Below are 23,820 nucleotides of genomic sequence, written 5' to 3'. Positions count from 1 at the left end.
GCCACCGCGATGACCGTCCTGAACAGCCAGCTGCAACCGGGCAGCGATACCTTTGAAGCCAACCGCGCGGCCATGCAGGCCGTGGTTGACGATCTGCATGCCACCCTGGCGCGCACCGCGCTGGGTGGCAGCGAGGCCGCGCGCGCCAAGCACACCGCACGCGGCAAGCTGCTGGTGCGCGACCGCATCGACGCCCTGCTCGACCCCGGCAGCGCCTTCCTCGAAATCGCGCCGCTGGCCGCGCATGGCATGTACGAAGACGCCGTGCCGGCCGCCGGCGTGGTGGCCGGCATCGGCCGGGTGAGCGGCGTGGAGTGCGTGATCGTGGCCAACGATGCCACGGTCAAGGGCGGCACCTACTACCCGATGACGGTGAAGAAGCACCTGCGCGCGCAGGAGATCGCAGAACAGAACCACCTGCCGTGCATCTACCTGGTCGATTCCGGCGGCGCGTTCCTGCCGCTGCAGGACGAAGTCTTCCCCGACCGCGACCATTTCGGCCGCATCTTCTACAACCAGGCCAACCTGTCGGCGCAGGGCATTCCGCAGATCGCCTGCGTGATGGGCAGCTGCACCGCTGGTGGCGCCTACGTGCCGGCGATGAGCGACGAGACGGTGATCGTGCGCGAGCAGGGCACGATCTTCCTCGGCGGCCCGCCGCTGGTGAAGGCGGCCACCGGTGAAGTAGTGACCGCCGAGGAACTGGGCGGCGCCGACGTGCACACCCGCATATCCGGCGTGGCCGACCACATGGCTGACAACGATCTGCAGGCACTGGCACGGGTGCGTGCGATCATCGCGCAGCTGAACTGGCGCAAGCCGGAACCGGCGATGGCGGTGCAGGCCAGCGAAGAACCGCTGCTGCCGGCACACGAACTGTACGGTGTGATCCCGGCCGATACGCGCAAGCCCTACGACGTGCGCGAAGTGATCGCGCGCCTGGTCGATGGCTCGCGCTTCGACGAGTTCAAGCCGCGCTATGGCGCAACGTTGGTCACCGGCTTCGCCCATCTGAACGGCTACCCGATCGGCATCATCGCCAACAACGGCATCCTGTTCTCCGAGTCGGCGCTGAAGGGCGCGCATTTCATCGAACTGTGCACCCAGCGCAACATTCCGCTGGTGTTCCTGCAGAACATCACCGGCTTCATGGTCGGCCGCAAGTACGAACAGGGCGGCATCGCCAAGGACGGGGCCAAGCTGGTGATGGCCGTGGCCTGCGCCAGGGTTCCCAAGTTCACCGTGGTGATCGGCGGTTCGTTCGGCGCCGGCAACTACGGCATGTGCGGCCGCGCGTACTCGCCGAACTTCCTGTGGATGTGGCCGAACGCACGCATCGGCGTGATGGGCGGCGAGCAGGCCGCCAGCGTGCTGGCCACGGTCAAGCGCGATGGCATCGAAGCCAAGGGCGGCCAGTGGCCGGCTGCGGAGGAAGACGCGTTCAAGGCGCCGATCCGCGACCAGTTCGAGCAGCAGGGCCACCCGTACTACGCCAGCGCGCGCCTGTGGGACGACGGCGTGATCGATCCGGCCGACACCCGCCGGGTGCTGGCCCTGGCGCTGTCGGCCAGCCTCAACGCCGCCCCGCAGCAGACGCGCTTCGGCGTGTTCCGCATGTAATCCATGCAATGACCGAGCACGCTCCCATGAAGCCCGTTGCCATGTTCACCAAAGTCCTGATCGCCAACCGTGGCGAAATCGCCTGTCGCGTCATCGCCACCTGCCGCCGCCTCGGCATCGCCACCGTGGCGGTGTATTCCGATGCCGACCGCAACGCGCGCCACGTGCGCCTGGCCGACGAAGCCATCCGCATTGGTTCGGCCGCCGCGCGTGAGAGCTACCTGCGTGGCGATGCGCTGCTCGACGCGGCACGCGCGACCGGCGCGCAGGCCATCCACCCCGGCTACGGCTTCCTGTCCGAGAATGCCGACTTCGCCGATGCCTGCGCCGCCGCCGGCATCACCTTCATCGGGCCGCCGGCCAGCGCCATCCGCGCGATGGGCGACAAGAGCGCGGCCAAGGCGCTGATGGCCAAGGCCGGTGTACCGCTGACCCCGGGCTACCACGGCGACCAGCAGGCACCGGACTTCCTGCGCACGCAGGCCGACGCCATCGGCTACCCGGTACTGATCAAGGCCAGCGCCGGTGGCGGTGGCAAGGGCATGCGCAAGGTCGAGCGCAGCGAGGACTTCGTCGATGCGCTGGCCAGCTGCCAGCGCGAGGCGGCCTCGGCGTTCGGCAACGACCACGTTCTGGTCGAGAAGTATGTCGAGCGCCCGCGCCATATCGAGATCCAGGTTTTTGGCGACAGCCACGGTGACGCGGTGTACCTGTTCGAGCGCGACTGCTCGGTGCAGCGCCGCCACCAGAAGGTGCTGGAAGAAGCGCCGGCCCCGGGCATGAGCGCGGAACGTCGTGCTGCGATGGGCAAGGCGGCGGTCGATGCCGCGCGCGCGGTGGGCTATGAAGGTGCGGGCACGGTGGAGTTCATCGCCGGCCCGGACGGCGATTTCTACTTCATGGAAATGAACACGCGCCTGCAGGTCGAGCACCCGGTCACCGAGTACATCACCGGTACCGACCTGGTGGAATGGCAGCTGCGCGTGGCCTCGGGCCAGCCGCTGCCGCTGCGCCAGGAGCAGCTGGCCATCCACGGCCACGCGATCGAAGCGCGCCTGTATGCCGAAGATGCCGACCGTGGCTTCCTGCCCTCCACCGGCACCCTGCGCCGCCTGCGCCTGCCAATCCCGTCGGCCCATGTGCGCGTGGATACCGGCGTGGAGGAAGGCGACAGCATCACCCCGTACTACGACCCGATGATCGCCAAGCTGATCGTCTGGGACGTGGACCGCGATGCCGCGCTGCGCCGCATGAGCCAGGCGCTGGCCGACTGCCAGGTGGTAGGCGTGACCACCAATGCCGGCTTCCTGCGCCGGCTGGTGAACACCGATTCGTTCGCGCACGCCAGGCTGGATACCGCGCTGATCGAACGCGAACAGGCGGCATTGAGTGCAGTGGGCGAAACGGATGATGCCCTGTGGCAGCTGGCCGCCGTGGCCGCGGTTGCTGGCACTGCCGGTGCCAGCACCGACGCGCGCGACCCGCATTCGCCATGGCAGGCCCAGGATGGCTGGCGCCTCGGCGCATCGGCACCGCGCGTGCTGCCGCTGCAGCAGGGCGAACGCAAGCACACGCTCAAAGTGTGGGCACAGGCCGATGGCTGGCGCGTGCAGCGCGATGACGCCGCGCCGGTTCAGGTGATCGGCACAGCCGATGCGCAGCATCTTACCGTGCAGCTGGGCGAACGCCGCTGGTCGCTGCAGCTGCTGCGCGACGGTGACCAGCTGTACCTGTTCGGCGCCGACGGCCAGCACCGCTTCACCCTGCACGATCCGGTGGGCGAATCGGACCACGCCGTGGCGGATGCCGGCAGCCTGCTGGCGCCGATGCCGGGCAGGATCGTCGCCACGCTGGTCGCCGCCGGTACCGAGGTCAAGCGCGGCACGCCGCTGGTGGTGCTGGAAGCGATGAAGATGGAGCACACCCTGCAGGCACCGGCGGATGGGACGGTGAAGGGCTATCGCGCCAAGGCCGGCGACCAGGTGGGTGATGGCGCGGTACTGGTGGACTTCGAAGCGGCGTGATGCAGCAGAGGCCGCGCGGGGTCAGCCCGCGCGGTCTTCAAGGTTCCAGATCGTGCCTGCAGGGTCCAGCTCGCTGGTCGTCATCCGTGATGCACGCCATCCGAAACCGCAGACCGCGAGTACCCCCTCATTGATCGTGTCCAGGCCCAGGGCACGTTCGATGGGCTTTTCGTTGATCGCTGCAGTAATGAATGCTCCCAGGCCGGCATCCGTGGCCGCCAGGTACAGCGTCTGGGATAGATGTCCCGCCTCCATCGCGACAACCCGATAGCTTTTCCCATGCTGGCGATACTTCCAGTACGTCCTGTTGAAACGCGGGGCCAGGACCACCAGCACGTGCGCATCCGCGAACCAGTGCTGCTGCCCGACCATGGACATCACGAAGTCGCGATCGATGGCCACGGGGCAATCAACCGGCATCAGTCCGTGGCCCTGCGCTCGATAGAGGTACATGCCCGCGGCAAGTCCATCGACATTGCGCACCAGCACGTAGGCTTCGACAGGATGCAGTCCACCGCCCGAAGGGACGTTCTTCTTCAGGAACACCAGATCATCGCCTTCGCGCTGGCAGCTGCTGCTGCCGAATGCCCGTTGCAGCATCTGGCTCAGCAGGGACAGCGGCAGTGATCGGGTGACATCGAAGTTCCGGCAGGTGACGCGCCGCGCCAGCAGTGCGTCGAAATCGTTGGACTGCTGAGGCGGCAGTGGTACCAACCCAGCGTCGGCAGCGGCAGCGTGCGGTGGCGGCGGTCCCAACGTCCTGCGCATCTGCGAGGCCGTTTCGATCTGTGATTCACGCATGTTGCGAACGGCGTCAACATCCTCCCAGCGTGAGAAGGCATGCATGACCGCAGCCAGGGGATGCCAATGCGTTGCACGCAGCCGCTCGTCACGAGCGGCAACATCGTCATCCTGCCCCCGGGTCAACACCAGGCCACTGGCGATCAGCAGGTCCATCGCGGGTGAACAGGCCTCCCCTGCCTCAAGCGTGGTCCATGCACTTGGGCTCAGGCTTCCCAGCAGTGCCTGTGCCGCAGCGTCCAGCACCACCGGTCCATCCAGGTGGGGGGCGAGTGCCTCCCAGGCAAGCGTGCGCACCAGCCCATCACCACCGCGCAGCAGGCCCTCAAACTCGAACCGGATCTGCTCGGTGGGCTGTACCACTACGATCGCGCAGCGCCTGACATCCATCGGATCAGCCCTTCCTTCATCGTGAATCCACGTTATCGAACCGCGACCCGATTCCTTTACATCTCCCGCTCTACCCTCTCAAGAACCGCTTTGCCAAGCCGACATCACCACTGCCCCTCGACACTCCATGGATGCAGGACACAATGCCCACGTTGACGCTCTCGCTGCCGGTCGCAAGGACGCTGGTTCAGCGCCTCGCCACCGATGACACCTTCCGCCAGCTCTTCGCCACCGACACGGCTGCCGCGATACTGCTGGCTGGACACGTTCCATCCAACCCGGCTGACCTTCAGCAGTTCGTCCAGGATTGCTGCAAGAACATCTGCCTGGCGGAGAAAGACGTCATCGCACAGGCCGAAGAGCAGATCATCGCCATGCTGACCAGTGGTACCGGCTACTCCGTGCCGATGCTTGAGGACGGTTACGGCTCGCCGCGCACGCTGCGCTGAGGCATCGAGGCCATGGTGTCGGCAGCCTCGATTGCCGGCGCCGCCATGAGCCTCCGCACATCCACTACGTTAAGCGCCTGCAGGCAGAAGCTGCATTGCGCTTCTGCATATGCAAATCCGGGGCGATCACGCAGCCAACGCGTCTGCTCCTGGGCAACATCCTTCAGGCCCGCCTCCAGCGCCAGGTCACGCACTGCCAGCCGCACCTGCAGGCGTGGCTGCTTCTTCAACAGCGGTACGAGCAGGTCCAGCCCGGCCTGGGGCCGGCCCTCATGCTGCATCATCCGCCCGGCCAACAGGGTGACGTACTGGCGCAACACGCTGCTGTCAGGGAGATCCTGAAGCGCGTTCATCCGGGCCTGGACCGCCTTGGCCGGTGCGGCATCGCCCAGTCTCAGTGCCAGCAAGGCTGCTGCGTGTGCTGCAACCAGGCGATCCACTACCTCCACCGCGGGTTCGCCGCTCAGCTCTGCGAACGGCGCGGTCGCGGCCACGCGCGCCACCATCAGCGCCTTCGACCTTCTGCCGGCCATCATGTAGGCGACGGCCAGGGGCATGTCGAAGTTGTACCGATCCATGCCCTGGCGCTGTCCGGCAAGCATCCTTCCCTGTTCGGCGAGCTTGATGGCGCCCTCGACATCGCCTTGGTCAAGCGCAATCGTGGTAGCGAAATTGCCAGCATGGAAGTTGCCTGGATCGATCCGCCCAAGCAGCGCATTGGCCTTCTCGAACTCGGAACGCGCTGCCGCCACCGTCGCCTGGCGCATCAATGCACCTTCCCAACCATTGCCGGCGGCACGGCTGAACGCGATGTCAGCCTCTGCATAGCGCTCGCTGGCCAGCAAGGCGCGGCCGTACTGGTCCTGCGCGATCTCAGGCAGCTCGACCCTGCTTTGTGCAACACGCCTGGAAAGCGCCAGGGCCTCGGCAAGGCGGTTCTCGTGGAAAAGATTCAGACCGGCGTTGTAGCTTGCAGGCATGTAATCCGGATACAGCTCCGCCATGCGCGCCCAGCCATCGGTGGCGCGATCCGGATCACTGATCTGCAGCGCCCAGTTCTGCACGTACAGGCGCTCGCGCGGCGTAAGGTGCCCTGATCGACGGTCGGCCTCTGCCAGCAGACGCCGGGCATCGCGGTAATTCATCATGGCGAAGCGACAGCGGGCTTGGCCCAGCCATGCCAGGGCGAACTCAGGATCGACCTCGATCGCCTGCCCGAAGAACGCCATCGCGCCGTTGAAATCTCCTCGGCTGTAGCGCTTCTGGCCCAAGGCAAACGCACGCAACGCATCCATGCTGCCCGTGGTCACCTCCGGCAGGGATTGGCTGTCGCGCTGGATCAATGCGGGCTCTTCGCCCAGGCGATCGCGCAGCTGGCGCGAAACATCGTCCACCGCCGCCAGTACCGCACCCGCCTTCGCATCGGCGGATACCACGGCCAGGGTGCGCAGCGTCGACGGCTCGACCACCTCCACGCTGAAGCGGGTTCGGCCGCCGACATCGGTCGCCGATGGCACGAACACCAGGCGGGCGCCCGTGCGCACCGCCACAGCGGCGGCATCGCGACGTTCACGGACACCGCGATCCGGCGGTTTCCGCATCATCTCAAGGGTGCGGCCGACGCGGTCGTCACTGACGACGTTGACGTAGCGGGACTGCTCGAGACTGATCCGGAACGCCTGGTCCAGGGCGTCATCGAGCAGTCGATTGCCGGTGAGGTTATGCAGCCCGCCGAGCACCACCCAGTCGCGTTCGGCGAACGCGATGGCCGGCTGTGGCCGGGTCAGCAACCAGACGCCAAGCACCACGGCCAGCAGCACGGCGGCCTGCGCCGCCATCGCCAGCGGACGGCGCCACAACGGAAGATCACGCCGGGCCTTGGCCGTGTGCCGCAGCCGCCCCGGCGTGGGCATGCCCGCCGCCTGCACGCCGTAGACTTCGGCTGGCTGGCTCACGCCCTTGAAGCGCCATCGCCCGAACGACCGCCATTGCAGGCCTTCAGCCATCGCGCCCAGCGACCCACTGGAGCGACGCACGATGGATTCGGCCACCGCCGAAAGCAGGATCTGGCCCGGGCGTGCCAACTGCATCAGGCGCGCCGCCGTCGGCTTGGCCAGGCCTTCGACTTCAATCGCCTTGGCGCCAGCCCGCACTGCCTCGGCGCTGTTCTCCCAGGTCAGCACATCGCCCACATGCAGACCAGCCCGCGCCTGCAGATGGATCTCGTGTCTCTGCCCCAGCGGCTGCAGCCCACGCTGGTAATCCAATGCAAAGCCAAGCGCGTCGATCGGGCGCTCGAACAGCATGAACAGCCCGTCGGAGCGATCGATCAGCTGGCCGTTCCAGCGCTGCTGCAGCGCCAGCACCAGCCGGTCGTGTTCCTGGAACAGTTCGGCGGCAGCGACATCGCCGATGCGTTCGACCAGCAGCAGCGAGTCACACAGGTCGGTGAACAGCAGGGCGCGCAGTTGCTGGTTGTGCGGCGCCGACGTTCCGTTGTCGCCATTCATCGCCTCTGTCTCCCGATCTAGGGTGAGTCCACTGCGTCTGCCCAACGCAGGCAGTTGCCACCATCACGCTTGGCCTGGTACAGCGCACGATCCGCGCTGGCGTACCACTCGCTCCATCCCGCATCCGGGTCCAGCAGGCTGGCGCCGATGCTGACCAGGCTGACGTGCGGCGTGCCGTGGCTGCGCTCGAGCAGGCCGTGTACCGCGCTGAGGATGAACTCTGCCGCGTGCTGCACGATCTCGTGGTTGCCACGACGCAGGATCAGGCAGAACTCGTCACCGCCGAGCCGGCAGGCCAGGTCCTGCTCACCGGCCATCGAGCGCAGGATGTTGCCCATGCTCTGCAGCACGCGATCGCCGGCCTGGTGGCCATGGCGGTCATTGATCTGCTTGAAGCGGTCGCAGTCGATGAGCAGCAGCGCCTGCGGCAGCCCACTGCCATCGGCGCGGCATTCCTGCAGGTAAAGGGTGAGGCCACGGCGGTTGTGCAGCCCGGTCAGTTCATCGGTACGCACCAGTTCACGGGTGTGGGTCAGCTGGTGGGTAGTGATGTACAGGTTGTCCAGCGCGGTTTCCAGATCATGGTTGCGCCGGCGCAGCTGGCTGATCAGCGCCTGTTCGTTGGTCAGCACGCGCATGATCGTGCGGCGCAGGAAGTAGGCGACCAGGCCCGGATCGGATTCCACCAGACGATGGAAGTCGGCGGGCCCCAGCTCAAGCACCTCGCAGTCCACCAGGGCGCGCGCACTGGCGCTGCGCGGGTGATCACCCACCAGCAGGCCCAGCTCACCGAAGAACTCCTGCTGCCCGAGGGTCTTGATCACCAGGTCCTCGCCGAAATCCAGTTCGATCTGGCCTTCCAGGATCACGTACATGCGCTCGCCACGGTGGCCACGCTGGAACAGCCACTGCCCGGCATGAAGCTTGCGTGGACGGGCAAATCTGGCGAACAATGCGACCTCGGCATCGGACAGCAGCGCATGCACGATCTCGGCCATCGCCACCCGGGCGATACCTGACGTCACATCACTGTTCTCGGCCGCACCCCTGCCGGTCATTCCCTGCACCCGCCGCCAGCGTCCCCTGGTGAGCCGCGGAGCATAGCACCGCTTTAAAATGTGCGCCCTATCTCATTTTGAGCCTTGTGGTCCGCTTTCCCGATGTGAAGGCGCACGGTGGCCGTTCTGCCCGCCACGGTCCAGGGAAAAGTCGTTCCGGATCAATCTGATGGCCACCTTCACAGGGTTTCGGCCAAGTTGCCGGACTGTGGGGTGCGCTGGATTGACGCTGCATGCGTTCATCGCGTTTCCGTCGATACAACAACGCCGGCAGGTCCCCCGACCGGCCGGCGTTGCCTGGCCCTTCCCTGGCCACCCTGATCGGATTCGCGACCCCGGTAGAGCCGGCCGCTGGCCGGCTTCTCCGTAGTGCCCGAAGGAGCACGTGGGTGCCGGCCAGCGGCCGGCACTACCGCATCACGCGGCGCGTTCGCTGCGCCCGCCGTGGAACTGCTCTTCTTCGGTCGAGCCGGTCAACGCGGTGGTCGAGGACTGGCCCTGCTGGATCGCCTGGGTCACGGCATCGAAGTAGCCGGTGCCAACCTCGCGCTGGTGCTTGACCGCGGTGAAGCCGCGCTCGGCGGCTTCGAACTCGGCTTCCTGCAGTTCCACGAACGCGCTCATCTGGCGGCGTGCGTAGCCGTGGGCCAGATTGAACATGCCGTAGTTCAGCGCGTGGAAGCCGGCCAGGGTGATGAACTGGAACTTGTAGCCATAGCTGCCCAGCTCACGCTGGAACTTGGCGATGGTGGCGTCGTCCAGGTTCTTCTTCCAGTTGAAGCTGGGCGAGCAGTTGTAGGCCAGCAGCTTGCCCGGGAACTTCGCATGGATCGCCTCGGCGAACCTGCGTGCGAATTCCAGGTCCGGCTTGCCGGTCTCGCACCACACCAGGTCGGCGTAGGGCGCGTAGGCCAGGCCACGGCTGATCGCCTGGTCCAGGCCATTGCGGGTCTTGTAGAAGCCCTCGACGGTGCGCTCGCCGGTGGTGAACGGGCGGTCGTTGCCGTCGATGTCACTGGTCAGCAGATCCGCGGCCTCGGCATCGGTGCGCGCGACCAGCAGGGTCGGCACGCCCAGCACGTCGGCGGCCAGGCGTGCGGCGTTGAGCTTCTCGATGGCCTCACGGGTCGGCACCAGCACCTTGCCGCCCATGTGGCCGCACTTCTTCACCGACGCCAGCTGGTCTTCGAAATGCACGCCGGCGGCGCCGGCCTCGATCATCGCCTTCATCAGTTCGAAGGCGTTGAGTACGCCGCCGAAACCGGCTTCGGCGTCAGCCACGATCGGCTGCAGGAAGTCGATGTCATCCTTGCCTTCGGCGTGGTGCAGCTGATCGGCACGCAGCAGCGTGTTGTTGATGCGCTTGACCACCGCCGGCACCGAATCGGCCGGGTACAGCGACTGGTCCGGATACATCTGACCGGCCAGGTTGGCGTCGGCCGCCACCTGCCAGCCGGACAGGTAGATCGCCTTCAGCCCGGCCTTGACCTGCTGCATGGCCTGGTTGCCGGTCAGTGCACCCAGCGCGTTGACGAACTCGCGCTCATGCAGCGATGCCCACAGCTTCTCCGCACCCAGGCGGGCCAGCGAATGCTCGATGTGGACGGTGCCGCGCAGGCGCACCACGTCGGCGGCGCTGTAGTTGCGCTGGATGCCTTCCCAACGCGGGTTGGTATCCCAGTCGTGCTGGATCTGTTCGGCAGTGGGCAGCTTGCTCATGTCTTTCTCCAGTTCGATTCGTGCGTGCAACGGGGAGGGAAACGGCGGGTTTGCGGGCAGTCGGTCAGTCGATGCGCGCGTAGGCGGGCAGGGTCAGGAAATCGGTCAGTTCGTCGCTACGGCTCAGTTCGCCGAGCAGGGCGATGGCCTCGCCGATGCGTGCGCCACCGGGCAGCGCGGCGGTATCGCCCAGCCGTGCCGGCAGCTGCGAGAGGGTGGAATCCAGCAGCGCGAGGTCGATCGCGGTGCCGTCGTCCAACTGCTGGCCCGGTGTGTGCAGCCACTGCCACAGCTGGCTGCGACTGATCTCGGCGGTGGCCGCATCCTCCATCAGGTGGTGGATCGGCACGCAGCCGTTGCCATCCAGCCAAGCGGCCAGGTAGCGCACGCAGACTTCCACGTTGCCTTCGAAACCGGCGCGGGTGATGGTGCCCGGCGGCCGTGCGATCAGTTCGTCGCGGCCGACGCGCACGTCCTGGCGCAGCACGCTGTGCTGGTTCGCACCGGGCATGTGTTCGTCGAAGATCGCCATCGCCACCGGAATCAGCGCCGGGTGCGCAACCCAGGTGCCGTCATGGCCGGCGGTGACTTCGCGCAGCTTGTCGGCGCGCACGCGGGCCATCGCCTGTTCGTTGGCGGCGGCATCGTTGTTGATCGGAATCTGCGCGGCCATGCCGCCCATCGCATGCGCACCGCGGCGGTGGCAGGTCTGGATCAGCAGTTCCGAATAGGCCTTCAGGAACGGCTGGGTCATGGTCACCTGGCCGCGTTCGGGCAGCACGCGGTCGGCGTGGCGGCGGAAGGTCTTCAGGTACGAGAAGATGTAGTCCCAGCGCCCGCAGTTCAGGCCGACGATGCGGTCACGCAGCGCGTGCAGGATCTCGTCCATCTCGAACACCGCCGGCAGCGTTTCGATCAGCACCGTCACCTTGATCTGGCCATGCGGCAGGCCGAGCATGCCTTCGATGTGCGACAGCGCGGTCTCCCACAGCGCCGCCTCTTCCATGCTCTGCAGCTTGGGCAGGTAGAAGTACGGGCCGCGGTCCTTCGCCTGCAGGGTGCGGGCGTTGTGGAAGGCGAACACCGCCGCGTCGAACAGGCCACCGGCCAGCGGCTGGCCGTCGATGGCCACGTGCTTTTCGTCCAGATGCCAGCCGCGCGGGCGCACGATCAGCACCGCCTGCTCGTCGTACGGGCGCAGGCTGTAGTGCTTGCCATTTGCAGCGGTGAATTGCAGATCACCGCGCACCGCCGCCGCCAGCGACTGCTGGCCGGCCAGCAGGTTGCGCCAGGTCGGCGAGGTCGAATCCTCGAAGTCGGCCATGAACACCTTGGCGCCGGAGTTCAGCGCGTTGATGACCATCTTCGGGTCGGTCGGGCCGGTGATCTCGACGCGGCGGTCCTGCAGCGCGGCCGGCAGCGGGGCAACGCGCCAGTCGCCGTTGCGGATCGCGGTGGTGTCTTCGCGGAAGTCCGGCAGGCCGCCCTGATCGAAGAACGCCTGACGCTCGCGGCGGGCCTGCAGCCGTGCCTGCCGGCCCGGTTCCACCGCGCGGTGCAGCGACACCAGCAGGGCCAGCAGCGGCGCCGGCAGCAGGGTGTCCTGGCCGGCCACGCGGGTCGCCAGGGCGATGCCGGGGGTAGCCTTGCTGGCAGGGGTGGGAACAGCGGAAGCGACGGCGGACATGAGGCGACTCCAGCGGTGGGGGAACGTCTCCACGGTGCCGCTGGGCCGGAGTATTTGGCAAAACAGTTTTTGCAATGTTCTACATAAGTTGTGCTAATACTCGTGACACGATGAGCACACGCACTCCGCCAAGTCCGCGTTTTTCCTACAAATCCGACCGGCTGAAGCCGCTGCGCGCGTTCTGCCAGACTGTGCGCCTGGGTTCAGTCTCACGGGCGGCTGAGGCACTTTTCGTCAGCCAGCCGGCGATCAGCCTTCAGTTGCAGGCGCTGGAGCGGGAGCTGGGGGTGCCGCTGTTCGAGCGCAGCGGGCGGCGCCTGGTGCCCAGCCGCGAGGGCCAGCTGCTGTATGAAATGGCGCAGCCACTGGTGGAAAACCTGGACGGGCTGGAGGCGCGCTTCCGCGACAAGGTGCGCGGACTGGATGCGGGCGAACTGAACATCGCCGCCAACAGTTCCACCATCCTCTACCTGCTGCCCAAGATCGTCGAACGCTTCCGCCTGCATCACCCGGACGTGCGCCTGACCCTGCACAACGCGATCAGCGCCGACGGCACCGACCTGCTGCGCGAGGATGCCGCCGACCTAGCGATCGGTTCGATGACCGATGTGCCGGCCGACCTGAGCTACGCCCCGGCCTACCGCTTCGAGCAGGTGCTGATCGCACCGCACGATCATCCGCTGGCCAGTGGCGGCGAGCTGGAGCTGGCCGACATCGCGCGCTATCCGCTGGTACTGCCGCCGAAGCGGCAGATCACCTATCGCCTGGTGGACCAGGTGTTCCAGCGCCACCGCATCGCCTACACCGTGGCACTGGAGGTCGGCGGCTGGGAGGTGATCAAGCAGTACGTGGCGATGGGCATGGGCATTTCGATCGTGCCGGCGCTGTGCCTGAACGAGGCCGACCGCGAGCGGTTGGCGGCGCGGTCGATGAAGCGCTGGTTCCCGGAACGCAGTTACGGGGTGATCGTGCGCCGGGGCAAGGCGCTGTCGGCGCAGGCGCGGGCGTTCATCGAGCTGATCCAGCCGGAGTTGTTCAGCCCGCGCGATTACGACCAGAGCGGGCATTCGGAGCGGTGAGGGGTGTTCTGGTTTGCAGGGCTGCCGCCCTGCACCTGCGGTAGTGCCGGCCGCTGGCCGGCAACCTCAAAAGCAACAGCGGGCATTCCGTGGGATGGCGGGGTGGGTCCGGTTGCGGGGGACGCCGTAAACCCGTCCATGAAGTGACCCCCGAGACTTGGTCGCGGCATCCGTGCCGCTCACACCCCCGCAACCGGACCCACCCCGCCTTCGACAGTTGGTTGCTGCTGTTGGTGCCAGCTGCTGTTGGTGGGTGCCGACCGTTGGTCGGCACGGGATCGGATCCCATCTCTGATTCATTTCCGGCTGACGATGAATAAACTGGCCCCATGTCCATCGAACTCCGCCACCTGCGCTACTTCCTCGCTGTCGCCGATACGCTGCACTTCGGCCAGGCGGCGGAGCGGCTGGGCATGTCGCAGCCGCCGCTCAGCCAGCAGATCCGCCAGCTGGAGGACCTGATCGGTGCGCGCCTGTTCGTGCGCAGCCACCGTCGTGTGCAGCTGACGCCTGCGGGCGAGCTGCTGCAGGAACGTGCACGCGCCATCGTGCAGCAGGTGGAAGCGGCGGTGGACGAGGTACAGCGCGCGCAGCGCGGCGAGCAGGGTGAACTGCACATCGGCCTGACCCGCGCCACGCCGCTGTCGCCGCAGATTCCGCGTTCGATCCTGCATTACCGCCAGCAGTATCCGCAGGTGCGGCTGCAGCTGAGCGAGATGAACACCCTGCAGCAGATCGACGCGCTGCTCGACGGGTCACTGGACGTGGGCATCATCCGCAAGCGTGCGCTGCCACCGGAACTGGTGGCGCACAGCCTGTTCGTCGATCCGCTGGCGTTGATCGTGCATGCCGACCATCCTGCCCTGCGCAGACTGTCGAAGCAGGGCACGCTGTCGCTGCGCGACTTCGCGCAGGAGCCATTCGTGGCGTTCCGCCGCAGTGCCGGTGCGGGCATCCACGACCACATGATCGCGTTGTGCGCGGCTGCCGGATTCACACCGCGCATCGTGCAGGAGGCGGGTGAAGCCTCGACGCTGATCAGCCTGGCCGCCGCAGGCCTGGGCGCCGCGATCCTGCCGTCTTCGTGCGATCACATCCGGGTGGAAGGATCGCGCTTCGTGGCGCTGGCCGATGCCGGTGCCCATTCGGAAGTGCAGCTGGCGTGGCATCGCGAACGGGTAACCCCGTTGATCCGCAATTTCGCCACGCTGCTGCGCGGGGCATTCGCCGGTAGAGTCGACTGTTAGTCGACTATCGCGCGCAGCGCGGGGTTTTCGCGATCTGATGGAAGAGCAGTCAACTAACAGTCGACTCTACCTCGGCAGACCCGCCACACCGTGGTTGCCGGCCAGCGGCCGGCACTACCGTGCGTTGGGTCACGCCGTGACCGGCTGCGGCGCGCGCTGCTGCAGCGCCCAGACGATGCCACCGCCGATCAGGGTCAGCACGGCGGCGAACGCACACACGCCAAGCCAGTCCCAGGCTGCATAGGCCAGGCCACCCACACCGCCCAGCACGCTGGACCCCAGGTAGTAGGCGAACAGGTACAGCGCCGAGGCTTCCGCACGCATCGCGCCGGCGCGGCTTCCAACCCAGCTGCTGGCCACGGAATGACCACCGAAGAAGCCGAAGGTCACCAGTGCGATACCCAGCGCCATCGTGCTCAGCCACGGCATCGCCAGCAGCGCGATGCCGGCGCCGATCAGCGCGAACGAGATCGACAGGATGCGGCCGCGTCCGTAGCGCGTGGCCTGCTGGCCCATCCACGCCGAACTGAAGGTACCCACCAGATAGACGCTGAAGATCAGCCCGACCACGGTCTGGCTGAGATGGTAGGGCGGCGCCAGCAGGTGATAGCCCAGGTAATTGTAGAGGGTGACGAACACGCCCATCAGTACGAACGAGGTGGCGAACAGCCACGGCAGGCCCGGGTCGGCGAACAGCGTGCGCCAGCGCGACGGCAATTGGCGCAGGCCGCCGCGACGTGCATGGAAGTGCCGCGACGGTGGCAGCTGCAGCCACAGCAGCACGGTGCTGGCCACGGCGATGATCGAGACCACGCCGATGCCCCAGCGCCAGCCCCAATGGTCGGCGATGATGCCGGCCAGCAGGCGCCCGCTCATGCCACCGATGGCGTTGCCGCCGATGTACAGGCCCATCGCCAGGCCCAGCGCGCGGCTGTCCATTTCCTCGACCAGGTAGGTCATCGCTACCGCCGGCACGCCGCTCAGCGCCAGGCCAAGCAGGGTGCGCAGCACCAGCAGCGTGGTCCAGTCGTCCACCAGCGCGGTGCACAGCGACAGCATGGCCGACGCCAACAGCGCAACGATCATCAACGGGCGACGGCCGACCGCGTCGGACAGCAGGCCGGCCAGCAGCATCGCCACCGCCAGCGTGCCAGTGGTCAACGACAGCGACATCGCGCTGCCGGCGGCGGACACGCCGAAGTGACGGCTGAACTCGGGCAGCAGCGGCTGCACCGTGTACAGCAGGCCGAAGGTGGAGAAGCCGGCCAGGAACAGCGCCAGCGCGGTGCGGCGGAAGGCCGGGGTGCCCTGCTGGATGCGGGTGTCGGTGCCGGTATCGAGAATGGAGGGACGGCCTTCAACGGCCGCCGCAGTTTCGCCAGTCATGGAATCGAAGGGCCGGTGGGGACGGCCGGGCGTGGGAGGGAACGGGCCTCAGACTAGGCCCGTCCATCCAGTCGATCCATAACCTGATAAGTCAGGATTGATACTCAAGAAGTATCAATTCAGCTTACAGGCGCTGCCACTCGAAACCGTCGCCGCGGCGGTAGTACACCGCCACCGCACGGCCGTAGACCTTGTCGGCATCTACGAAGCCGAAGAAGCGGCCATCGAAGCTGTTGCCACGGTGGTCACCCAGCACCAGCACCTTGCCGTCCGGCACCACCAGGTCGGCGATGTCCGGGCCGCCCCCCATGTCCAGATCGAGGCTGGCACGGCGTTCACCGAAGGCTTCCACATCCTGCAGGTCCGCAGTCTGCAGCGGCTGGCCGTTGATGGTCAGGTGCCCTTCGTGCAGCTGCACATGGTCACCGGCCACTGCGGCAACGCGCTTGATCAGGCGGGTGCCGTCGGCTGGCGAATCGAATACCGCCACTTCGCCGCGCTGCGGCGTGCCGGTGGACATCAGTTCCCTGCTGGTGAATGGCAGGCGCAGGCCGTAGGCGCGCATGTCCACCACCACCCGGTCGCCGGGCTGCAGGGTCGGCTGCATCGAACCGCTGGGCACCACGTAGTGGTTGGCGAGGGTATCGCGGGCGGCGGCGAGCAGGCCAAGCATCACCAGCAACGGCAGCGCCTCCTTCTTCAGCCAGGCCAGCGCGCGATCGGAAAAGGGAGGGCGGGCAACGGCGTCCATGGCAGGCTCCGGGTGGGTGGTAGCTGCATCAGACCACACACGGGGGGAGAGGTTCCCGGTAGTGCCGGGTTACGCAGGTTTTACGCGCGGGACCGGCCGCGGGCATCGCACCTTTACGGCCAGCGCGCGCATCGTGTGCCCACCGCGCCGCAGGGCGCATTCCGCAAGGTGTTGTATGACCCTCCTGGTGATCCGCCACGCATCTTCGTCCGCGCCGCGCCCGCAATTGCCGGCGCAGCTGAACGGCCATCGCGTGCTGTGCAGCGACTGCGCCAGCCTGTCCGAAGTGCGCCAGTGCCTGTGCCAGCCGCAGGCGCGTTCGGCCGACTGGGTGCTGCTGGATGTCGGCGTGGCCGACGAGGCGCAATGGCAGGCCGAGGGCGGTGCGCTGCAGGCGGCGCTGGAACGGCTGCCGGCGCAGTACATCGAGTTGCAGGCACCCAGCGAGCCCGGCCTGGAGGCGCGCCTGCGACTGCAGCATGGCCCGGCGGCGGTGGTCATCGACCAGCGCAGCCAGCAGGCCGGTTATCCGTTGTCGCTGGCCATCGTCGGCCGCCGCCTGGCGCAGGAGGGCTGAGCCATGTCGATCTTCATCATCCGTGGCCCGGAAGCCGCCGGTGCGCTGATCCGTACCGCCATGCCGCTGCCGGCACCGGTACTGAAGTCGTTGGTGCACCGGGCGATCGACGCCGGCACCAGCGTGGCGATACGCGCCTGCGGCTCGGAACAGGAACTGCTGGACGCCCTGCGCGTGGCCGACCACAGCCGTGGCGAGGTGACGCTGCTGGACCCGGGTGCGTGTGCCAACAGCCTGCGTCTTCAGCGCCTGCTGCCCTACCTGCACAACGCCTACGTGGAAGTACATGACGACGGCGCGGTGGCCGAGCCGTGCCTGCCGGCCGGTGTCGGCCAGCGCCTGGGCATTGCCGCCGGGTACGGTGCGCAGAGCTATGTGCTGGCGCTGGACATCGCGCTGGATCACCTGGGCCTGGCCGAACAGGCCAACCGGGTACACGTGGGGACGTGATGGCCGGGCTGTGCCCGGCACCCGGTAGTGCCGGCCGCTGGCCGGCAACCTCAACAGCAACAGCAACAGCCAAAGCCGGTTTCCTGGGGGATGGCGGGGTGGGTCCGGTTGCGGGGACGCTGCAAGTACGTCCCTGTAAGCTTGGCCGCGGCATCCATGCCGCGGACACCCCCGCAACCGGACCCACCCCGCCTTCGACAGATCTCCGCGAACTGTCGGAACAGCATGGCCTGCTTCTGGTGGGTGTCGACCTTGGTCGATACATGGATCCACGCCATGCGTGGATGAGCGGCAAACTGCGGAATCTGTCGATGGTATCGATTCAACGAAAAACGGCGGGGTTTCCCCCGCCGTTATTTCTTTCGTACTTCAGGTCGCGCTTATTTCAGCCCGCGGAACTTCAGCAGCGGTTCCACCGACGGGTCCTTGCCGCGGAAATCGCGGTACAGGGTCGACAGCTCCACGCTGTTGCCGCGCGAGAGGATCTTGTCGCGGAATTCCTGGCCATTGGCGGCGGTCAGGCCACCGTGTTCGGTGAACCACTGGTAGGCGTCATGATCCAGCACTTCGGCCCAGAAGTAGGCGTAGTAGCCGGCCGAGTAACCGCCACCCCAGATGTGGTCGAAGTAGGTGGTGCGGTAACGCGGCGGCACCTGCGGCAGGTCGACCTTGAACTTCTTCAGCGCGCTGGCTTCAAAGGCGCCGACGTCCTGCAGCGGCGCGTCGGCCTTCTGCGTGTGCCAGGCCAGGTCCAGCAGTGCGGCCGACAGGTACTCGGTGGTCGCATAGCCCTGGTTGAAGCTGCGTGCCTTGAGGATCTTGTCGACCAGCTCCTGCGGCATCGCCTCGCCGGTCTTGTAGTGCTTGGCGTAGTTGGCGAACACCTTCGGGTCCAGCGCCCAGTGCTCGTTGAACTGCGACGGGAACTCGACGAAGTCGCGCGAGGTGGCGGTGCCGGCAATCGACGGATACTTCACGTTCGAGAACATGCCATGCAGTGCATGGCCGAACTCATGGAACATGGTGGTGACGTCGTCGAAGCTGATCAGCGCAGGCTGGCCGGCGGCCGGCTTGGTGAAGTTGCAGACGTTGTAGACCACCGGCTTGGCGCCGGTCAGGCCGTCCTGCTCGACGAACACGTCCATCCAGGCGCCGCCAGACTTGCTGTCACGCTTGAAGTAGTCGGTGTAGAACAGGGCCAGCGAGGTGCCGTCCTTGTCGAACACTTCGTACACCTTCATGTCCGGGTTGTAGGTCGGAATGTCGGTACGCGGCTTGAAGGTGATGCCGTACAGCTGGGTGGCGGCGTAGAAGACGCCGTTCTGCAGCACGTTGTCCAGTTCGAAGTACGGCTTGATCTGCGACTCGTCCAGATCGTACTTGGCCTTGCGCACCTGCTCGGCGTAGAAATCCCAGTCCGAGGCGGCGACCTGGAAGCCGCCCTTCTGCGCGTCGATCACCTTCTGGATCTCGCCGGCTTCGGCGCGGGCCTTGGCGGTGGCGGCCGGCACGGTGTCGGTCAGCAGCTTCAGCGCGGCGGCCGGGGTCTTGGCCATCTGGTCGCCCAGCTGGTAGTCGGCGAAGGTGTCGAAGCCGAGCAGCTTGGCCTTCTGCGCGCGCAGCTGGGCCAGGCGCTGCACGGTCTGCCGGGTGTCATTGGCATCGCCACGCTCGGCACGGGTTTCCGAAGCCTTCAGCACGGCGGCACGCTGGTCACGATCACTCAGCGAGCCGAGCACCGGCTGCTGGGTGGTGTTCTGCAGCGGCAGCAGGAACTTGCCATCCAGCTTGCGCTCCTTCGCTGCGTTGGCGGCGTTGTTGATCGCATCCTCGTCCAGGCCGGCCAGCTTGGCCTTGTCGTCAACGACAACGGCCGCAGCGGCGGTAGCGGCCACCAGGCGGGTGTGGAACTGGGTGGAAAGGGTGGTTTCTTCCACGTTGAGCTTGCGCAGCGATGCCTTGTCGGCGTCGGACAGCTGTGCGCCGGCGCGCACCAGGCCATCGTAGTAGTGCTCGACCAGGCGCTTCTGCACCGGATCCAGTTCAAGCGTGTCGCGCTGGTCATAGATCGACTTCACGCGCGCGAACAGCTTCGGGTCGAGGTTGATCTCGTCCTGGTGCGCGGCCAGCTTCGGCGCCACTTCTTCCTGGATCTTCTGGCGTGCATCGTTGGTATCGGCCTGGACCAGGCCGAAGAAGATGCGCGACACGCGGGTCAGGGTCTCGCCGCTGCGCTCCATCGCCACGATGGTGTTGTCGAAGGTGGCCGGCTCGCTGCTGTCGGCGATCTTGCGAACGTCGGCCAGGTGCTGGCGCATGCCTTCTTCGAAGGCCGGCAGGTAGTCGCTGTCCTTGATCTTGTCGAACTGCGGCGCCTGGAACGGCAGCGTGCTGGCGCTCAGCAGCGGATTGGTGGAGGCTTCGGCCGGCTGCTGGGCCGGGGCTTTCTGGGCATCGGACACGGGGGTGGACTCCTTGCCGGAACAGGCCGCCAGCGCCAGGCTGATGGCGGCGGCCAGGACTACGGTACGCGACATGTAAAACGCTCCTTGGGCAGACGGTATGGAATACCAGCCCTCCACCCTACTCCTGTCGCGCTCGCCCGGCATGTGCCGGACGTGGCGTCTATGCGACGGCCTGCGGCCGGCTCAGACCGTGCCGCGGGTCTTGCCGATCCACGGCCGGTAGAACTCGCGGATGGCGGCCATGTCGGCAGCATCGTCGCCGGTCGGCTGGAACAGCGGGCCGATGCCGATGGTCTTTTCCGGGTAATGGAAATAGGCGGCCAGGATCGGCACGTCGGCCATCCGGGCGATCTTCAGGAAGCCGGCCTTCCACTCCTTCACCGCCTTTCGGGTGCCCTCGGGGGTGATGGCGAACCACATCTTCTCGTTGTTGCGCAGCAGGTCCACCGCCTGGCCCACCGTGCCCTGCGGCGAGCTGCGGTCCAGCGGGATCACGCCCAGCTTGTGCAGCAGCGGCCCCAGCGGCCACCAGAACAGCGAGGCCTTGCCCAGCACCTTCACCTTCATGCCCAGCGCGATCTTGGCCGCCATGCCCCACAGGCCGTCCCAGTTGGACGAATGCGGCGCGATGATGAACACCAGGCGCGGGATGTCAGGCAGGGTGCCGGTCACCTTCCAGCCACCCATGCGCAGGGTGCAGCGCGCCAGCCAGCGCAGGAAGGCGTTGGGTTTGACCTGTGGCATCTGCGGCGGCACGGCCGGCAGCAGCGGAGTCGGGTTGTTCAAGCAATCACTCCCAGTCACGTGATGAGCGCCCGCGCTTGATCTGCGCGCGCCCGCGTTTGGCGTCCAGACGACGCAGTTTCGACCCGAGGGTCGGCTTGGTGGCCTTGCGCGGTTTGGGCACGCTCAGCCCGGCCTGGATGAAGGCCGCCAGCCGCTCGCGCGCATCCTCGCGATTGCGATCCTGGGTACGGAAACGTTGCGCGTCGATGACCAGCACGCCTTCGCCGGTCATGCGCCGGTCACGCCGCGCCAGCAGGCGCGTGCGCAACGGTTCGGGCAACGAGGGCGAGTTGGCCACGTCGAAACGCAGTTCCACCGCAGTGGAGACCTTGTTGACGTTCTGGCCACCGGCACCGCTGGCACGCACGAACCGCTCGACGATCTCGCCGTCGGGGATTTCAAGCTGCGCGTTGATGGTGACCGGTCCACTGCCCATCCGCGCATTGTAGCGGCAGCCACGTGTCGGAGTGCGCATCGCGCGCCGTATGCCGCCGATCAGGTACCGAACACGCCGCCTTCGCCTTGGCTGCGGGTATGCTGGCCGTCCCATGTACCGCAGGAAGCTTCGCATGACCCGCTCCGCACCCGCCCTGCCGTCCCTGCTGCGCCGCGCCGCCCTGCTGCTGGCGCTGGCCGTGGCCAGTGTCCCCGCCCTGGCCGCGCCGCCGACCGATGGCGACATCAACCGTCTGCTGTCCGCGTCACGTGCGCAGAGCATGATCGACACCATGCTGCCGCAGATCGAGGCGATGCAGCAGCAGCAGTTCCAGCAGGTGGCCGCACAGCGCCAGCTCAATGCCCAGCAGCAGGAGCAGCTGAAGCGGATCCAGGCACGGACCAGCCAGACCCTGCGCCAGGCACTGTCCTGGCAGCAGCTGCGGCCGATGTACGTGGACCTGTACAAGAAGACTTTCAGCAAGGAAGACGTGCTGGCGATGGCCGAGTTCTACGAGAGCGCGGCCGGCCAGAGCCTGCTGGACAAGACCCCGGCCCTGATGCAGAACGTGATGGTGGCGATCCAGGCGCGCATGCAGCCGCTGTTCGCGGACCTGCAGAAGGACCTGGAAGCGATCGTCAACGAGCCGGAAAAGAAGTGAGGTCGTGCCGGCCGCTGGCCGGCAACCTCGTACGGTTGGGATCAGGCAGATGCCGGCCAGCGGCCGGCACTACCGTCTATAGGTCCACCTGCCAGCCGAACAGGTCCAGCGCCTTCTGGAACTCACGATCCAGCGGCGCACTGACATCCACGTTGCCGCCCTCAGGATGCGGGAACCGCAGGCGCTCGGCGTGCAGCAGCATGCGGTGCACGCCCTGCATGCGGAAGATGCGGTTGTGGCGGCCATCACCGTGGCTGGTGTCGCCGATCATGTGATGCGACAGGTGCTTGAGGTGCCGGCGGATCTGCCGGAAGCGCCCGGTCTGTGGCTGGCAGCGCAGCAACGCATAACGCGAGCGGGTGAATTCACCGACCGGCACCGACAACTCTCCGGTGGCCAGGCGCTGGAAGTCGGTGACCGCCGGCTTTTTCACCGGTTTGCCCGGGCCGCCGTCCAGATCATGATCGACCTGCCAGGCGAGTTCGGCCGGCCAGCCCCGGCAGACGGTCAGGTAGTCCTTCAGCACCTCGCCACCCATCAGCGCCTTGCCCAGCGCACTGGCGGTCTCGCGGTCAAAGGCCAGCAGCAGGCAGCCACTGGTGGCCCGGTCCAGGCGATGCACGAGGAAGATCGGGCGGCCCAGCTGCTCGCGCAGGCGGTCGGCCAGGAAGTCGTCTTCGCCACGGGCCAGCTTGCTGTCGTGGACCATCAGCCCGGCAGGCTTGTTGACCACAGCCAGGCGCTCATCCAGGTGCAGCAGCTGCAGGGGCGCGGTTTCAGTCTCGACCGCGGCGAGGGTATCGGGTTCGGTGCTCACGGCGGGATTATCGAGGCTGGGTACTGAATGCGGTAGAGCCGGCCGCTGGCCGGCTGCCTGCGGATCGTCTGGCTGCTGGGCTTGCCGGCCAGCGGCCGGCACTACCAGATCAGGCGCGGCCAGCACTACCGGATCATGCGCGGCCAGCACTACCGGATCAGGCGCGGGCAGCACGGCGGTCAGGCGTTGCGTACGGCCAGCAGCTCGCCGTTGCCCACCGGCACCAGGCTGGTGCTGAAGTCAGGATCAGCGTCCAGCAGCACGCGCAGCGGTTCCATCTCTCCCGCATGCGAGGTGGCGTTGTCCACCACCAGCAGGCCACCCGGACGCAGCACGCGGCGCAGCTGCGGCCACCAGCCGGCGTATTGCCCGCGGTCCGAATCGAGGAACAGCAGGTCAATGCTGGCATCGGCGGCCTCTACAAGCCACGGCCCGGCATCGTCGTGGACCAGCGTGATGCGATCGGCCAGGCCACTGCGCGCGAAGGTGTCACGCGCCATCGCCGCCTTGTCCTCGGCGTATTCCAGCGTAGTCACGTGGCCGTCGATGGCGGCGGCGGCCTCGGCCAGCCACAGCGTGGAATAGCCGTTGGAGGTGCCGATCTCCAGCACCCGGCGCGCAGTGCCGAAGCGCACCAGCACCGCGAGGAATTCGCCCGTGTCTGGCGTGATGTTGAGCATGCGGCGGCCGCGTTCGACTTCACGGGCGTCGTTTTCGGCACCGAAGTGGGCCAGTTCGTTCTTCAGTTCCGACAGATGCAAGGCCATATCCCCGTGAATTCGCTACGAATCAGCGCCCATTGTGGCCTATGCAGGAACAGTTCCAATAATTCCTAGCTCCGCAGCAACTTCCACGTTGCGATAGTTCCCGCCTCCTTCGCGCGGGGACAGCATGCCTGGCCGCCGCG

General features: G+C 66.9%; 20 protein-coding genes. 8 read left to right on the top strand and 12 right to left on the bottom strand.

Annotated elements, in window-relative coordinates; all coding sequences use genetic code 11:
- Nucleotides 1-9 precede the first annotated feature (9 nt).
- Entirely contained in the window at nt 10-1,620 is a 1,611-nt protein-coding gene (locus Q9Q79_RS00985) for a carboxyl transferase domain-containing protein (protein ID WP_005407659.1), read from the top strand.
- A 41-nt stretch (nt 1,621-1,661) separates the two neighbouring features.
- Nucleotides 1,662-3,644 carry an acetyl/propionyl/methylcrotonyl-CoA carboxylase subunit alpha gene (locus Q9Q79_RS00980; RefSeq protein WP_076739085.1) on the top strand — a complete coding sequence of 661 codons (1,983 nt, stop codon included), beginning with the start codon at nt 1,662-1,664 and terminating at the stop codon, nt 3,642-3,644.
- Nucleotides 3,645-3,665: 21 nt separating this feature from the next.
- On the opposite strand, the gene Q9Q79_RS00975 is transcribed toward Q9Q79_RS00980, so the two are convergent.
- A complete protein-coding gene (locus tag Q9Q79_RS00975) occupies nt 3,666-4,835 on the bottom strand; it encodes a putative peptide maturation dehydrogenase (protein WP_044569369.1) in 1,170 nt (389 codons plus the stop codon).
- Nucleotides 4,836-4,978: 143 nt separating this feature from the next.
- Between Q9Q79_RS00975 and Q9Q79_RS00970 the strand changes: the two genes are divergently transcribed.
- Nucleotides 4,979-5,284, top strand: a complete 306-nt coding sequence (locus Q9Q79_RS00970) for an NHLP-related RiPP peptide (protein WP_005407656.1) — start codon at nt 4,979-4,981, stop codon at nt 5,282-5,284.
- Here Q9Q79_RS00970 and Q9Q79_RS00965 read toward each other — a convergent pair.
- From Q9Q79_RS00965 to aceB, 4 genes are all read right to left on the bottom strand, one after another.
- Nucleotides 5,257-7,794 carry a putative peptide modification system cyclase gene (locus Q9Q79_RS00965; RefSeq protein ID WP_201862240.1) on the bottom strand — a complete coding sequence of 846 codons (2,538 nt, stop codon included), beginning with the start codon at nt 7,792-7,794 and terminating at the stop codon, nt 5,257-5,259. The genes Q9Q79_RS00970 and Q9Q79_RS00965 overlap by 28 nt on opposite strands.
- A 17-nt stretch (nt 7,795-7,811) precedes the next feature.
- On the bottom strand, nt 7,812-8,852 hold the full coding sequence (locus tag Q9Q79_RS00960) for a GGDEF domain-containing protein (protein ID WP_024956231.1): 1,041 nt from the start codon (nt 8,850-8,852) through the stop codon (nt 7,812-7,814).
- 417 nt (nt 8,853-9,269) lie between these two features.
- Nucleotides 9,270-10,571 (bottom strand): isocitrate lyase, encoded by a 1,302-nt coding sequence (gene aceA, locus Q9Q79_RS00955; protein ID WP_005407653.1) that lies wholly within the window; start codon nt 10,569-10,571, stop codon nt 9,270-9,272.
- Between the two features lie 64 nt (nt 10,572-10,635).
- On the bottom strand, nt 10,636-12,258 hold the full coding sequence (gene aceB, locus Q9Q79_RS00950; protein WP_033833256.1) for a malate synthase A: 1,623 nt from the start codon (nt 12,256-12,258) through the stop codon (nt 10,636-10,638).
- Between the two features lie 110 nt (nt 12,259-12,368).
- On the opposite strand from aceB, the gene Q9Q79_RS00945 reads away from it, so the two are divergent.
- Both Q9Q79_RS00945 and Q9Q79_RS00940 read left to right on the top strand, forming a co-directional pair.
- The gene (locus tag Q9Q79_RS00945) at nt 12,369-13,337 is read left to right on the top strand and encodes a LysR family transcriptional regulator (RefSeq protein WP_005407651.1); all 969 of its coding nucleotides are present in this window, start codon (nt 12,369-12,371) and stop codon (nt 13,335-13,337) included.
- A gap of 329 nt (nt 13,338-13,666) precedes the next feature.
- Nucleotides 13,667-14,584, top strand: coding sequence for a LysR family transcriptional regulator (locus Q9Q79_RS00940; RefSeq protein WP_005411915.1), 918 nt, complete (start codon nt 13,667-13,669; stop codon nt 14,582-14,584).
- Nucleotides 14,585-14,713: 129 nt separating this feature from the next.
- Here Q9Q79_RS00940 and Q9Q79_RS00935 read toward each other — a convergent pair whose 3' ends face one another.
- Together Q9Q79_RS00935 and lepB are read right to left on the bottom strand one after the other, a co-directional pair.
- Nucleotides 14,714-15,970, bottom strand: a complete 1,257-nt coding sequence (locus Q9Q79_RS00935; protein WP_100438971.1) for an MFS transporter — start codon at nt 15,968-15,970, stop codon at nt 14,714-14,716.
- A gap of 124 nt (nt 15,971-16,094) precedes the next feature.
- On the bottom strand, nt 16,095-16,721 hold the full coding sequence (gene lepB, locus Q9Q79_RS00930; protein ID WP_005407648.1) for a signal peptidase I: 627 nt from the start codon (nt 16,719-16,721) through the stop codon (nt 16,095-16,097).
- A 175-nt stretch (nt 16,722-16,896) separates the two neighbouring features.
- On the opposite strand from lepB, the gene Q9Q79_RS00925 reads away from it, so the two are divergent.
- Together Q9Q79_RS00925 and Q9Q79_RS00920 are read left to right on the top strand one after the other, a co-directional pair.
- Nucleotides 16,897-17,298: a hypothetical protein gene (locus Q9Q79_RS00925; protein ID WP_005407647.1), complete on the top strand. Its 402-nt coding sequence runs from the start codon at nt 16,897-16,899 to the stop codon at nt 17,296-17,298.
- Nucleotides 17,299-17,301: 3 nt separating this feature from the next.
- Nucleotides 17,302-17,748, top strand: a complete 447-nt coding sequence (locus Q9Q79_RS00920) for a 3-dehydroquinate dehydratase (protein WP_004153636.1) — start codon at nt 17,302-17,304, stop codon at nt 17,746-17,748.
- A 380-nt stretch (nt 17,749-18,128) separates the two neighbouring features.
- On the opposite strand, the gene dcp is transcribed toward Q9Q79_RS00920, so the two are convergent.
- The 3 genes from dcp to arfB all read right to left on the bottom strand — a co-directional run bounded on the left by dcp (nt 18,129) and on the right by arfB (nt 21,435).
- Nucleotides 18,129-20,285, bottom strand: a complete 2,157-nt coding sequence (gene dcp, locus Q9Q79_RS00915) for a peptidyl-dipeptidase Dcp (protein WP_012478784.1) — start codon at nt 20,283-20,285, stop codon at nt 18,129-18,131.
- 111 nt (nt 20,286-20,396) lie between these two features.
- Complete coding sequence (locus tag Q9Q79_RS00910; protein ID WP_005407645.1) at nt 20,397-20,999, bottom strand: lysophospholipid acyltransferase family protein; 603 nt, start codon at nt 20,997-20,999, stop codon at nt 20,397-20,399.
- A gap of 4 nt (nt 21,000-21,003) precedes the next feature.
- The gene (gene arfB / locus Q9Q79_RS00905) at nt 21,004-21,435 is read right to left on the bottom strand and encodes an alternative ribosome rescue aminoacyl-tRNA hydrolase ArfB (RefSeq protein ID WP_005407644.1); all 432 of its coding nucleotides are present in this window, start codon (nt 21,433-21,435) and stop codon (nt 21,004-21,006) included.
- Between the two features lie 133 nt (nt 21,436-21,568).
- Here arfB and Q9Q79_RS00900 point away from each other — a divergent pair, with 133 nt between their 5' ends.
- Nucleotides 21,569-22,096: a DUF2059 domain-containing protein gene (locus Q9Q79_RS00900; RefSeq protein WP_005407643.1), complete on the top strand. Its 528-nt coding sequence runs from the start codon at nt 21,569-21,571 to the stop codon at nt 22,094-22,096.
- 76 nt (nt 22,097-22,172) lie between these two features.
- Here Q9Q79_RS00900 and Q9Q79_RS00895 read toward each other — a convergent pair whose 3' ends face one another.
- Both Q9Q79_RS00895 and Q9Q79_RS00890 read right to left on the bottom strand, forming a co-directional pair.
- A complete protein-coding gene (locus Q9Q79_RS00895; RefSeq protein WP_012478780.1) occupies nt 22,173-22,913 on the bottom strand; it encodes a pseudouridine synthase in 741 nt (246 codons plus the stop codon).
- 179 nt (nt 22,914-23,092) lie between these two features.
- The gene (locus Q9Q79_RS00890) at nt 23,093-23,680 is read right to left on the bottom strand and encodes an O-methyltransferase (RefSeq protein ID WP_201862168.1); all 588 of its coding nucleotides are present in this window, start codon (nt 23,678-23,680) and stop codon (nt 23,093-23,095) included.
- Nucleotides 23,681-23,820 lie beyond the last annotated feature (140 nt).

Source organism: Stenotrophomonas sp. a6 (genome assembly GCF_030913325.1).
In the GTDB taxonomy this organism is placed as follows: domain Bacteria; phylum Pseudomonadota; class Gammaproteobacteria; order Xanthomonadales; family Xanthomonadaceae; genus Stenotrophomonas; species Stenotrophomonas maltophilia.
This window is presented reverse-complemented; position numbering and strand designations above follow the sequence as displayed.